At 36.0% G+C, this 13,990-nt stretch carries 11 protein-coding genes and 1 pseudogene; 8 read left to right on the forward strand and 4 right to left on the reverse strand.

Annotated elements, in window-relative coordinates; translation table 11 throughout:
* Nucleotides 1–44: 44 nt before the first annotated feature.
* From BAU27_RS07615 to BAU27_RS07630, 4 genes are read left to right on the forward strand one after another with little or no spacing between them, the layout of a single operon-like run.
* Nucleotides 45–947, forward strand: coding sequence for an ABC transporter ATP-binding protein (locus tag BAU27_RS07615; RefSeq protein ID WP_071770551.1), 903 nt, complete (start codon nt 45–47; stop codon nt 945–947).
* Nucleotides 944–1,678 carry an ABC transporter permease gene (locus BAU27_RS07620; protein WP_071744044.1) on the forward strand — a complete coding sequence of 245 codons (735 nt, stop codon included), beginning with the start codon at nt 944–946 and terminating at the stop codon, nt 1,676–1,678. Before BAU27_RS07615 ends, BAU27_RS07620 begins: the two co-directional genes overlap by 4 nt.
* Complete coding sequence (locus BAU27_RS07625) at nt 1,679–2,809, forward strand: sensor histidine kinase (RefSeq protein ID WP_071770552.1); 1,131 nt, start codon at nt 1,679–1,681, stop codon at nt 2,807–2,809. It begins immediately after the preceding gene.
* Nucleotides 2,806–3,408, forward strand: a complete 603-nt coding sequence (locus BAU27_RS07630) for a response regulator transcription factor (protein WP_071744046.1) — start codon at nt 2,806–2,808, stop codon at nt 3,406–3,408. The genes BAU27_RS07625 and BAU27_RS07630 overlap by 4 nt, the downstream gene beginning before the upstream one ends.
* Nucleotides 3,409–3,420: 12 nt before the next feature.
* On the opposite strand, the gene BAU27_RS07635 is transcribed toward BAU27_RS07630, so the two are convergent.
* Nucleotides 3,421–3,744 (reverse strand): bacillolysin, encoded by a 324-nt coding sequence (locus BAU27_RS07635; RefSeq protein WP_071744047.1) that lies wholly within the window; start codon nt 3,742–3,744, stop codon nt 3,421–3,423.
* Nucleotides 3,745–4,153: 409 nt separating this feature from the next.
* Here BAU27_RS07635 and plcR point away from each other — a divergent pair, with 409 nt between their 5' ends.
* Complete coding sequence (plcR, locus tag BAU27_RS07645; RefSeq protein WP_071770553.1) at nt 4,154–5,011, forward strand: transcriptional regulator PlcR; 858 nt, start codon at nt 4,154–4,156, stop codon at nt 5,009–5,011.
* Nucleotides 5,012–5,090: 79 nt separating this feature from the next.
* A complete protein-coding gene (locus BAU27_RS07650) occupies nt 5,091–5,237 on the forward strand; it encodes a quorum-sensing peptide PapR (RefSeq protein ID WP_000734736.1) in 147 nt (48 codons plus the stop codon).
* A gap of 31 nt (nt 5,238–5,268) precedes the next feature.
* Here the strand turns inward: BAU27_RS07650 and BAU27_RS07655 are convergent.
* From BAU27_RS07655 to cls, 3 genes and pseudogenes are all read right to left on the reverse strand, one after another.
* Nucleotides 5,269–7,927 (reverse strand): annotated as a pseudogene (locus tag BAU27_RS07655) (DUF4084 domain-containing protein).
* Nucleotides 7,928–8,055: 128 nt separating this feature from the next.
* A complete protein-coding gene (uvsE, locus tag BAU27_RS07660; RefSeq protein ID WP_071770565.1) occupies nt 8,056–9,009 on the reverse strand; it encodes a UV DNA damage repair endonuclease UvsE in 954 nt (317 codons plus the stop codon).
* 32 nt (nt 9,010–9,041) lie between these two features.
* Nucleotides 9,042–10,235 (reverse strand): cardiolipin synthase, encoded by a 1,194-nt coding sequence (gene cls / locus BAU27_RS07665; protein WP_071770554.1) that lies wholly within the window; start codon nt 10,233–10,235, stop codon nt 9,042–9,044.
* Between the two features lie 318 nt (nt 10,236–10,553).
* On the opposite strand from cls, the gene BAU27_RS07670 reads away from it, so the two are divergent.
* Complete coding sequence (locus tag BAU27_RS07670) at nt 10,554–12,665, forward strand: (Fe-S)-binding protein (protein WP_071770555.1); 2,112 nt, start codon at nt 10,554–10,556, stop codon at nt 12,663–12,665.
* Nucleotides 12,666–12,674: 9 nt separating this feature from the next.
* Complete coding sequence (locus tag BAU27_RS07675; protein ID WP_139254617.1) at nt 12,675–13,958, forward strand: acetyl-CoA C-acetyltransferase; 1,284 nt, start codon at nt 12,675–12,677, stop codon at nt 13,956–13,958.
* Nucleotides 13,959–13,990: the final 32 nt, after the last annotated feature.

Raw genomic sequence — 13,990 nt, forward strand, 5'->3', positions numbered from 1 at the left:
CCAGAGCATACAATGTAAATATAAGAAACGGCGGGGGTGGAGAGATGGAAAAGATTATTGAAGTAAATGGTGTTTCTAAAACATTTAAACATAAAAAAGCAGTAAATAACGTTTCATTTCATGTGAATAAAGGGCAAATAGTAGCATTACTCGGCCCGAATGGTGCGGGGAAAACAACGACAATTTCAATGATGCTCGGGTTAAAGGATCCAACAGAAGGGGATATCTCTATGTTTGGAAAGAGTCCGAAGCATAGAGAGGTTCGCAATAGCCTCGGCGCGATGCTGCAAGAAGTAAGTGTGATTGATAGCATCACGGTAGAAGAGGCAATCGAGTTATTCCGTAGTTATTATACGAATCCTGTAGAGAAAGAAACATTACTGCAGTTGTCAAACTTGGAATCAGAACGAAAGCAAAGATGTGAGAAATTATCGGGCGGTCAAAAGAGAAGGTTAAATTTTGCGCTGGCACTTGCAGGGAATCCAGACTTGTTATTTTTAGATGAGCCAACTGTAGGGATGGACATTACATCTCGAAAAACGTTTTGGGAAACGATTAGAAAATTAGCAAGTGAAGGGAAAACGATTATTTTAACGACACATTATTTAGAAGAGGCGGATGCGTTAGCAGATCGAATTTTATTATTTGCGAATGGGAAAATCATTGCAGATGGTACGCCAGATGAAATGAAAGCGACGATTTCTCGAAAAACTATCTCGTTTTATTCGAAAGAGAAAATTCTTAAGAGTTTACTAAAGGAATTACCGCATGTAACAGAAGTACAGTCAAATGAAGGGCGCTTCACTTTAACGACGGAAGATACAGATGCCACTTTACAAGCAATTTATCAGAGGAATCTACCTGTAACAGACGTTTCAGTTGAACGTGGAAGCCTCGATGAAGCATTTGAACAGTTTGTTGCAAATCAGAAGGAGGGAATCGCATGAGAGCATTATGGATGCAATGTAAAATAGAGGTTTTACGTACGTTCCGCAATAAATTATTCATCTTTTTCTCATTATTAATGCCAGTTATGTTTTATTACATCTTTACAAATGTTGTTCAAGTCCCGCAAAACGGAGATGCATGGAAAGCACATTATTTAATTTCAATGGCGACTTTCAGTATTGTAGGGACTGCCCTTTTTAGTTTCGGTGTGAGACTTTCTCAGGAGAAAGGGCAAGGATGGACACATTTGTTAAAAATTACACCGCTTCCAGAGGGCGCATATTTAGCAGCTAAAATTATTGCTCAAACAGTAGTGAATGCTTTTTCAATCTTAGTTATTTTTATGGCAGGAATATTAATTAATAATGTTGAGTTAACGATAGGCCAATGGATTGGTGCAGGATTATGGTTATTACTAGGCGTGACACCATTTTTAGCCCTTGGAACAGTAATAGGTTCAATTAAGAAGGCGGATGCAGCTGCTGGCTTAGCGAATATTTTAAATATGAGTCTAGCTGTAATCGGTGGATTATGGATGCCAATTGAAGTATTCCCGAAAATATTAAGATCTATTGGTGAATGGACACCAACATACCACTTCGGAAGCGGGGCATGGGCTATTGTAGCTGGAAAGTCGATTGGTTGGGAAAATATCGCGGTACTAGGAGGTTATTTCCTTATATTTGTTGTAGTATCAATATATATAAGAAAAAGACAGGAAGCGGTATAAATGATAGAGAATAAAAGGTTTGAAGTTTTTCCGAAACAGATGGGTTTCTTCCCGTATATGTGGCTCGTGTATTTATTATTTCCAATCTATAATTTAACACAAGTATCAGGATGGAAGCTTGTAATAGGGATCGGTATGTTGATAGTCTTCACCGTCACATACCGGCAGCTTTATTTTGTTAAGAAAACGTTCATTTTGTGGGCGTGTATTCAAATGATGCTCACATTCTCATTTGCTTTATTTTATAATCCCTTCATGATATTGTTTGGATATTTCACGGCGAGTGCGATGGGATTTGCGCCAAGTAAGAAAGCGTTTCGTGTGCTATTAGGTTTATTAGTTGTAATGCTTGGAGCTTTTATATTTGTAAATGTTAATCAACTAACAATCCCGAGTTTAGTGAATATCGTTCCGATGTTTATTTTAATGCTTCTTACGCCATTCGGAATGCGTAATTTTAATCAGAAAAAGATGTTGAAAAATCAACTAAACGAAGCAAACGAACAAATTAAAGACTTAGTAAAACGTGAGGAACGGCAGCGAATCGCAAGAGATCTTCATGACACATTAGGACACACACTATCTCTTATTACTTTAAAAAGTCAGCTAGTGGAGAAATTGATTGTGAAGAACCCAGAACGCGCAAGTATCGAGGCGAAGGAAATTACACAAACATCTCGTACCGCTTTAAAGCAGTTAAGGGAATTAATTTCGGATATGCGTATGATTACAGTGGAAGAAGAGCTTGAGCAAATAAAAGCAATCTTACAAGCTGCTACTATTGAATTAGAAATAAAACAAGAAACAAGTGCAAGTTCGTTATCACCGATTGAACAAAATATTTTAGGAATGTGTTTACGTGAGGCTGTGACGAATGTTGTAAAGCATAGTAAGGCGACGGAGTGCATTGTATCTATATTAGAATCGCAAGGTGAACTGATTTTGAAAGTAGAGGATAATGGCGTAGGTTTGGAAAATCAAAATCATGATGGAAACGGTATTCGCGGTATGAAGGAGCGGATTGCTCTTATTGATGGAGTAGTTGAACTGGATACGATTAACCCAGGAATGTTGTTAACGGTGAAAGTTCCAATTGTAATTAGAACAGGAAAAGATGAGGTGAGGGCATGATTCGAATTATTATTGCAGAAGATCAACGAATGCTTCGTGGTGCATTAGGAGCCCTGCTTGATCTAGAGGATGATATTGAAGTAGTTGGGCAGGCTGCGAATGGGGAAGAGGCGTTAAAATTAATCGAATCGCTAAGGCCTGATATAAGTATTATGGATATTGAAATGCCGATTCAAAGTGGCTTAGATGTGGCTGAAACTTTAAAAAAAGAAAAGTCCTCTTGTAAAGTAATGATTTTAACAACATTTGCACGACCGGGTTATTTTGAAAGAGCGATGAAAGCTGGTGTACACGGATATTTATTAAAGGATAGCCCAAGTGAAGATTTAGCTTCAGCAATTCGTAATGTCATGAAAGGGAAGCGAGAGATTTCTCAGGAGCTAATGTTTGGCTTATGGCAGGAGCAAAATCCGTTATCGGATCGCGAACAAGAAGTATTGTTACTTGCGAAAGAAGGAAAGACGGCAAATGAAATTGCGAAGGCACTTTATCTTTCACCTGGTACAGTACGTAATTATATTTCTGAAGTATTAACGAAGCTTGATGCGAAAAATAGAATTGAGGCAATTACAATTGCGGAAGAAAAGGGATGGATATGAAAAGAAGTTTACCTATGAGTGGTAAGCTTCTTTTTTCTTATAAACAAGTATTTCAATAGAGAGTTTCGTCGCAGTCGCATAGCTCAGAATTTGAAGTATATCGCGTAATTTAGATTTTACTTCATTTTTCGACAAAAAATTTGTTATAGTAAGATTAGGTTGTTGGTCTAAATTTTGGACAACTTTACCACTAACAGTTGTAATTACTCCATTTTTATCTACTTTTACAATAAGATCTTGGCCATATACTTTATAATTTTTGTAAGTTTGTGCAAGGCGAACTTCGGTTTTATTTTCTTTTGTATCTTTATTTGTAGGTTGGGAATCTACATTCATTTCAGTTGTCACTCACCCTTGTTGAGCTTTAGCCTCATTTATCTCACCCTTTAAATACTTTTTCGCCATATATTTTTGTATCATTTTGAGGTTGTGTTAATTTTTAAATCGTTAAACTAGGCTGAGCAATTTCAACGTTTACTTCATTTCTATCTAGTTCTTGGGTGTGAATAGCTTCTGCTGATAAAGGATAAAGAAGACCGAATGTAACGAAAGCACGGGCAAATTTTCTATAATTTATCTATAAAATTACTAGTCTATTATATTATGTGAGATGGATTGTATGAAAAATTTGCCGAATCTTATATATATTATGCATTATTTCATATCAAAAATTGTCGAATTCACATTATTGTAGTGGTATGACAACTCGAAAAATTAGATTGTTATAATGGGATGGTGAGTAAGTATGCACGCAGAAAAACTAGGAAGTGAAATTAAGAAAATTAGGGTGATGAGAGGATTAACACAAAAGCAGTTATCCGAGAACATATGTCATCAATCGGAAGTGAGTCGAATTGAATCGGGCGCGGTATACCCAAGTATGGATATATTGCAAGGTATTGCAGCGAAGTTACAAGTTCCCATTCTTCATTTTTATGAGGTACTCATTTATTCTGATATTGAGAGGAATAAGCAATTAAAAGATCGAATTATTATGCTTTGTAAGCAAAAGAAATATAAAGAAATTTATACTAAGGTATGGAATGAGTTGAAAAAGGAAGAATATCATCCCGAGCTTCAGCAATTTCTTCAATGGCAATATTATGTAGCTGCTTACATATTGAAAAAAATCGATTACGAATATTGTATTTTAGAATTAAAGAAATTGCTCAATCAACAATTGGCAGGAATAGATGTATATCAGAACCTTTATATTGAAAACGCAATTGCAAACATTTACGCTGAAAATGGCTATTTTAAGAAGAGTATTGAGTTATTTGAAAATATATTAAAACAATTAGAGGCATTACATGATAATAAAGAGTTTGATGTGAAGGTGAGACATAATCATGCAAAAGCATTATACTTAGACAATCAATACGAAGAAGCGCTTTGTCACGCAAATAAAGCCATTGAACTATCGTGTCGAATTAATAGTATGACATTGATTGGACAGTTATACTATCGAAAAGGTGAATGCCTAGAAAAGCTCGAGTGTGATAGAGCAGAAATTGAAGATGCTTACGAAAAAGCGTGCTTCTTTTTCGATATATTAGGAAACCATACGTTAAAAGAGTCAATTATAAAAAAAATGAAGAAATAAAAAAACAAATATGCATAATTGCATAAGATGTGGATAAATTTTCATGATATATTTAAAGAAAAAATGCGGGTGATGGAATATGAAAAAACTACTTATTGGTAGTCTATTAACGTTAGCGATGGCATGGGGTATTTCATTAGGAGATACAGTTTTAGAGAAAAATCAAGTAATTTCTTATAATGATCAAGAGATACAAGTAGCTTCAGATGTACCTTTTGAGTACTAAAAAACAACCGTCTTACTTAGACGGTTGTTTTTTAGTGGAGTAACATCCAAACATCTTTACTAGAAACAGGCTTGTTAAATAGGAATCCTTGAATGTGGTCACAGTTTTGTTCGTGTAAAAACTTCCATTGTTCTTCTGTTTCTACACCTTCCGCAATAACCTCTAAATTTAATTCTTTCGATAGCGTAATAATGGAAGCGATAATCGCTTCTTCTAAAGGGCTATTTGTAATTCCACAAATAAACTCTCGAGCAATTTTTAATGTATTGATTGGATATTTCGTTAAATAAGCTAAAGAACTATAACCTGTTCCAAAGTCATCAATTGAAATTTGGATACCGAGATTTTGAAGTTCTTCTAGTTTAGCAATTACAGAATGATTTTGATTAATCGCGATACTTTCTGTAATCTCAATATCTAGCGCTTCTGGTTTTAGTTCTGTTTCTTCCAAGACTTTTGAAATAGTTGATATTAAATCTGCGTGATTAAATTGAACAACAGATAAATTTACACCAACCTTTAAGTGAGAATATCCTTGGTTATGCCACTTTTTTGCTTCTAAGCAGGATGTACGTAAAATCCAATTACCAAGTTCAATAATAAATCCTGTCTCCTCTGCTAGAGGGATGAATTGGGCAGGTGATACAATCCCGAGTTTTGGGTGTTTCCAACGAATTAACGCCTCAAAACCGATAATTTGTTTTGTTTTTGTGTTTACTTGTGGCTGGTATTCAAGGGAAAATTCATTTTGTTGTAGTGCTTTTGAAAGCTCACCTTCTAGGAAGTGTATTTCATTTTGAGCAATACTCATTTCTTTTGAGAAGAAAACGAATCTGTTTTTTCCATTTGCCTTTGCTCGATACATAGCCATATCTGCATTTTTCATTAATTCGGTTACATCGGTTCCGTAGTCAGGGTACATTGCAATTCCGATACTCGGTGTAACAGAAAGTTCTTCATCTTTAATAAAGTAAGGCTTATTTAAGATAGTTAAAATTTGTTCAGCTATAAAAGAAGCACTTTTTTCAGAGTACATATCTGGTAATAGAATCGTAAATTCATCTCCGCCTTGGCGGGCAACGATATCTTTTGAATGCAAACATCCACGTAATCTTTTTGCCACTTCAATTAATAATAAATCTCCGATATCATGACCGAGTCGATCGTTAATTTTTTTAAATCGGTCTAAGTCGAGGAACATGACGGCAACGTCATTAGTTTCGTTTTTCGCTGTATTTAAAATCGTTTTTAAATCTTTTTCGAATTTTCGTCGATTCGGCAGTCCTGTAAGTGCATCATGGAAAGCCAAATGCTCTACTTGTTTTTGTTTTTCATATAAAGTTGTAATATCACGTGCTATACCAAACATCCCAACAACTTCTTTATTTATAAAAATAGGGATGAGTGTAATGTGAAGGTAATAATAATAGCCTTCTTTTTCTTTTGTACGAATTTCTAGAGTTTGTGGTCTACCTTCTCTTGTACTTTGTAAAGATTTCTTCAATAATTCATGATCTTGTGGATCAATGAAGTGTAGAAGAGAATAGCTTGTTACTTCACAATAGTAGGCTGTAAATAAACTTTCGCAAGCCTTATTAGATTGTTGAAAAATCCCGTTCATGTTTAAAGAAAAAACAGCATCAGGATGATCTTCGAATAAAGATTTATAACGTTGTTCACTTTTTGATAGTGCAGATGCGCCTTCTTCAACTTTACCTTCTAGTTGTGTAGTCAACTGTTCGTACGTATCGATTAATACTTGATTATCTTTCCACATGTAAAGTTGTCGTAGGAACAATAAGATAAGTGATAATACGAGACCGATTAACATGAACTTATCATCCCAAGGCTGAATGACAATAAAGGAAAAAGTAATGATTATACTAAAATAAGGTAATATAAAGCGTACATAATCGAATCGATAATATTTAGTCTTAGTTTCATGTTGCATTGGTTTATCTAAAATGTATAGTATGGACGATAAACTGATTAATAAAATTGAAGCAGTATGTATTAAATAAGAGACTTCAGAAGAAGTTTCCATTCCTTTGTTTAATTGGAACAGATGTATATATCCGTACATAAGTATGATAGTAAAGCCGATAATTAATGAGATTCTACTAGAAGAATATTGTTCTCTCCTATATAGGCTAATAACGGCGTAAATTACTAATGATTGTGCGATAAAATACCCAATCAAAAGCCACGTGTCCGTCTTCAACATACGAAAGCTAGAAATATCTAAAATAAAGGTTAGGATAAAATAAATATTCATAATAACAATGAAGATGCTATCGAATGAAAATTGAGCAAGACCTCTAATGGAGTAATGTTTTATGAACTTTATAGCAAAGCCAGAAAAGAGCAAAATATATTGTACGATGAAAAAAGGTAGTGCTCTATATGAAAATATGACTTGATCATAAATAGAAAGAGAATGAAGAAATAAAGTTATTTCCATAGTTAGTCCACATAGGCAAGTACATAGTAGTAAAACCCAAAATAGTTTATCACCGCGCTTCATTTTTTTTATTGCTTTATATAAACAATAACAAGAAAAGAGTGCAGCAAAATAAGAAGAGAATTCCAATTTCTTTTATATTCAAATCCTTAGGAATAAGGAATATCCAAAGAGAAAATATAATAATATACATCATGACAAATTGTACATATTTTTTTTGATTGATCATATAATGGCTCCGTTTCAATAAAGTTGAATCACAGGGGGAAAATGCTAATTTAAATAATAGCATACAAATGGGGATATTTTTTACTGTGAAAATTACTTTTTTTTGAAAAAATAGCGCAATGTTACAAATTACCATTGTAACGTTGCGCCATTTTTTCTTTTTATTCCTCTTATTGAAGAGATTTCACTTATTAATTGGAGAAGTGCTAAATCCTTTTGTTTGCTTTCAATCATAATATCGAAATCACGGTCAACTTTTTTTGCAATGTGCAAAAAGGGTTTAATAAATTCTAAATCAATATAATCTGAGTGGGCCCTAAATTCTTTTTCTGATTTAGGAGAAGAAATATGAACTTTAGGTGGGATATTTGTATGTGACCAAGTTTCAAATATCATAGGAAGTAACTCTTCTAGCGGTTCACCACAAAGGTTCGCTATGTGATGATGATAATCGAACACGAAAGGGATTTTTTCTTTTTGACAAATAGCCAAAGTTTCAGAAGTTGTATATGTTTTATCGTCATTTTCAAGAGTCATTTTTCTTTTTATATGATAAGGAAGTTTTTGTATGTTTTCATGAAAACGTTCGATGGCCTTCTCCTTATTTCCATACGCGCCACCAACATGGATATTAATGTAGGAAGAATCTGCAATTCCCATAGCATTTAACACGTTATAATGATAGGTCATATCTGTAATTGTATTAGTTGTAATATGTGGTTTGTCACTTGTAAATAGTGTGAATTGGTTTGGGTGAAAACTTACGCGTAAATTGTGTTCTTGAATTAATGCTCCTATTTTGCGCCAGAGTGGAGCAAATAGTTGAATGTAATCAAATTCAACTTCAGGATGTGTTGCAAGCGGAACGATAGAAGATGATAAACGATATAATGGAATTTCGTGTGCAATATTGTAATGAAGGATGCGTATTGTATGTTCTAGATTCTGCCTTGTAACATCGTACAATTTATCTTCTCGCTCTTGTTTATTGAGTTTTTTAAAGCTTGTAAATGTCATCGTTTTAGCAGGAGAACAGTCCCAGAGTGCCATTGCATGTGAGACATATCCAAACCGCATAATCATAAAGGATACACCTCTTTTATTCATCGCCTTTCCTATAAAAAGAATGCAAGTATCGTTCCTATCCATTCTTTGCCCCTATCAATAAGGGAAAGTGGGCTAACATCATTAAAGGAAAGTAATGACGCATTTTTTAGATCTTCATGGAATTTATTTTTTACTTCTTGTATGAAATGTTTATCGTACAAAAGGCAGTTGATTTCATGATTAATATATAAACTTCTCATATCAAAATTAGCAGTTCCAATATCACAAATATGATCGTCTACTATAATGATTTTTGCGTGAAAAAATCCTTGTTGAAAAGCATAAATATTACAACCAGCTTGTATTAACTTTCGGCAATATGGGAATTTTGCTTCTCTCACGAGGGCATGATCAGCCTTTTGTGGAACGAGAATAGTTATTTGAACCCCACGTTTTCGTGCGTTTAATAATGCGTTCATAATTTTTTTTCCAGGAATGAAATAGGGTGTACCGATAAAGATTTCTTTTTTCGCGCTTTCGATTAATTGTAAAAATGTATTTTGTAAATAGGCACCATCAGTAGGGATAAAACGATGTAGAACGGTCCCTGGTTGTTGCTTAGGAAAATAAAGAGATGAATCTAATAAATTTTGGCCTGTATCGTCGAGCCAATCATGTAAAAATTGTTTTTGTAAATCTTGTATCCCTTCTCCTGTAAGGCGTAAATGATAATCTCGCCATAATCCTAACTTTTGATTATGCCCTAAATATTCCTCGCCAATATTAAATCCACCAATATAGCCAATTTCCCCGTCAATAACTATAATTTTTCTATGATTTCTTTGATTTGCAGAAAAGAAAGGAAAAGGAAATTTTACTTTGTGACAAAATGAAAAAGAGACACCATGCTTTTGTAGCGAGTAAATCGCTTCTTTTGATAAATAATGACTGCCAAACCGGTCGAGTAAAAGTCTTACTTCAATCCCTTCTTGTGCTTTATCGATAAGTAACTTTAAAAACTTACGACTTATCTCATCATTTTTTACAATAAAAAATAAAACGTGCACATGGTGTTTAGCTTGTTTTATATCAGTAAATAGGGTGTCATACAAATCTTTTCCGTATGTATAAAGGTGAAAATCACTTTGACGTAAAGGGAAAGAACGAGAACGTACACGCTTTAAATGAACAATTCTCCCATATGAAAGGTCGATTGTAATCCAGAGAGCGCTGCCTATTAACAAGAGAGATAAGAAGAACATAAGTAAATTCCCTCCTTCACGGTCTTTTCACCATCAGTTTTTTACAAATCAAAATTTCACCTTAGCCCGTAAAAGCCCGATTGGTGTGGGCTAATAATCAGGAGGGAATAAACAGCTCCCTACTGATTAAAGTTTCACTTTATAGTTTCACCCAAATAAACAGCTTTATTAAAAAATATGTTGTTGTATAACAAAAAACTGTTGACTGAATGCTCACTCATTATATAATGAAGGTAGGGGATAAAATTCAGAAAATTATATGTTTTTGAAGATTCTAAAAAAAGAAAGAAGGCTTACAAAGAGAGGGGTAGCATAAAAATGAATAGCTTACTGATCATTAATTGGCTGGCTGCCATTGCTGTTATTGCTTATGCGGGATATTTGTTTGTATATCTTATACGAACGAGGATGGCCTACATACAATTAGGAAAAAAGATTGAATTTGACCGTCGTTTTAAAGAGCGTTGGGATCTTCTTAAGGTCAATGTTTTCGGTCAGAAAAAGCTGCTGAAAGATAAAAAGAGCGGCATCATTCACGTTATGTTCTTTTACGGATTTATTCTTGTCCAATTTGGAGCAATTGACTTCGTTTGGAAAGGGCTCGCACCAGGATCACATCTTCCACTTGGACCACTATACCCTGCATTTACATTCTTCCAGGAAATTGTCACACTTGTTATTTTAATTGCAGTCTTTTGGGCTTTCCATAGACGCTATGTTGAAAAGCTTGTTCGTTTAAAACGTAATTTCAAATCAGGTCTTGTTCTTATCTTTATTGGTGGCTTAATGATTTCTGTGCTACTTGGTAATGGGATGGGAATTATATGGCACGGTGAGGAGCCTTCATGGAGTGAACCAATCGCTTCTGCAATCGCTTACGTTTTCTCAGGGATAAATGAAACCGTAGCCATTTCTGTGTTCTATTTCTCTTGGTGGGTGCATTTACTAATCTTGTTAACATTTTTAGTTTATGTTCCACAATCAAAACATGCGCATTTAATTGCTGGACCAGTTAACGTGTTTTTTGGTCGTCTTTCAAATCCGGGAAAACTTGAAAAAATCGATTTTGAAGATGAAACACAAGAAACATTCGGTGTTGGTAAAATTGAAGACTTTAGACAAAATCAGCTCGTTGATTTATATGCTTGCGTAGAATGTGGCCGTTGTACAAATATGTGTCCGGCAACAGGAACAGGCAAAATGTTATCACCGATGGATTTAATTTTAAAACTTCGTGATCATTTAACTGATAAAGGAGCAGCGGTAACATCAAAAGCACCGTGGGTTCCAGTTGTTGCTTTTAATAATACACAAGGAAATCAGTTAGCGATGATGGCAGCTGGAAAAGGACAACAAGAATCAGCAGCTACAGCATTCGCTTACGATCCGAGCTTAATCGGAGATGTTATTACAGAAGAAGAGATTTGGGCATGTACAACGTGCCGTAACTGTGAAGATCAGTGTCCAGTTATGAATGAACATGTTGATAAAATTATTGATTTACGCCGCTATCTCGTTTTAACAGAAGGGAAAATGGATGCAGAGGCGCAGCGTGCAATGACTAATATCGAGCGTCAAGGTAATCCGTGGGGACTGAATCGTAAAGAGCGTGAAACATGGCGTCAAGGTGATGATGAAGTAACAGTTCCAACTGTAAAAGAGAAATCAAAAGCTGGCGAAGAGTTTGAATACTTATTCTGGGTTGGATCAATGGGTTCGTATGACAACCGCAGTCAGAAGATTGCGATATCATTTGCGAAGCTAATGAACGAAGCAGACATTTCATTCGCAATTCTTGGTAATAAGGAAAAGAACTCTGGTGATACACCGCGCCGCCTCGGAAACGAATTTGTATTCCAAGAGATGGCAACGAAAAACATTGAAGAATTTGAAAAAGCAGGAGTGAAGAAAATCGTTACGATTGACCCTCATGCTTATAACACTTTTAAAAATGAGTACCCGGACTTTGGCTTACAAGCAGAAGTCTATCATCATACAGAATTACTAGCCCAGTGGGTGAAGGAAGGACGTTTAAAACCTGTCCATTCTATTGAAGAAACAGTTACGTACCATGATTCCTGTTACTTAGGAAGATACAACGAAGTATATGAGGCACCGCGCGATATTCTAAAAGCAATTCCAGGTGTAAACCTTGTAGAAATGGCGCGTAACCGTGAAACGGGAATGTGCTGTGGTGCAGGTGGCGGCTTAATGTGGATGGAAGAAACGGCTGGTTCTCGTATTAACGTTGCTCGTACAGAACAAGCGCTGGCTGTACAGCCGTCAATTATCGGTACAGGATGCCCATATTGCTTAACGATGATTAGTGACGGTACGAAAGCGAAAGAAGTTGAAGAAACGGTTCAAACTCTGGACGTAACAGAGATTTTAGAACGCTCAGTTATCGGACAGAAGAAAGAAGCAATCTAGTTTGTGGGAATGCATACAACTTTAGAAAGAGGTGCAATTATTGCACCTCTTCTCAACGTAGGAATACCGAGCGAGCGCTCGGCGTTAAAAAAAGAAATGGGGGAAAGAAACATGAGTAAAACAGTTATTTTAAGTGCTGCAAGAACACCGGTTGGGAAATTTGGAGGGACTTTAAAAGACGTGAAAGCAACGGAACTTGGAGGAATCGCAATTAAGGCAGCGCTTGAAAGGGCGAATATTTCCGCGAGTGATGTTGAAGAAGTTATATTTGGAACGGTTATCCAAGGAGGACAAGGACAAATTCCATCACGCCAAGCAGCAAGAGCGGCTGGAATTCCTTGGGAAGTGCAGACAGAAACAGTAAATAAAGTTTGTGCATCAGGGCTTCGCGCAGTTACTTTAGCGGATCAAATTATTCGTACTGGTGACCAATCACTGATTGTAGCTGGTGGAATGGAATCGATGAGTAACAGTCCTTACATTTTACGAGGAGCAAGATGGGGATACAGAATGGGTAATAACGAAGTTATCGATTTAAACGTTGCAGACGGTTTAACATGCGCATTTTCAGGTATACACATGGGTGTTTATGGTGGGGAAGTTGCAAAAGAAGACGGGATCTCTCGCGAAGCACAAGATGAATGGGCATATCGTAGCCATCAACGTGCGGTTTCAGCACATAAGGAAGGTCGTTTTGAAGAGGAGATTGTACCAGTAACAATTCAGCAAAGAAAAGGCGATCCTATCGTCGTGGCTAAGGATGAGGCGCCACGCGAGGATACAACGATTGAAAAATTAGCAAAATTAAAGCCTGTATTTGATAAGACGTCAGCGGTGACAGCTGGTAATGCTCCTGGACTAAATGATGGCGGTGCGGCGCTTGTATTAATGAGCGAGGACAGAGCGAAGCAAGAGGGAAGAAAGCCATTAGCGACAATTTTGGCGCATACAGCAATTGCGGTAGAATCGAAGGATTTCCCAAGAACGCCAGGTTATGCAATTAATGAATTGCTGAAAAAGACAGGTAAGACAATTGAAGAAATTGATCTATTTGAAATCAATGAGGCATTTGCGGCGGTAGCAATTGCAAGTACTGAAATTGCAGGGATTGATCCGGAAAAATTGAATGTAAATGGCGGTGCTGTAGCAATGGGGCATCCAATTGGAGCGAGCGGAGCGCGTATTATCGTTACACTTATCCATGCACTGAAGCAGCGCGGCGGCGGAATTGGAATTGCTTCTATTTGTAGCGGTGGCGGTCAAGGTGATGCAGTGATGATTGAGGTTCATTAATTTACGTTCAGGAAATTTTGGGTTTATTAACA

It is taken from the genome of Bacillus sp. NH11B, assembly GCF_001884205.1.
Lineage (GTDB): Bacteria > Bacillota > Bacilli > Bacillales > Bacillaceae_G > Bacillus_A > Bacillus_A proteolyticus.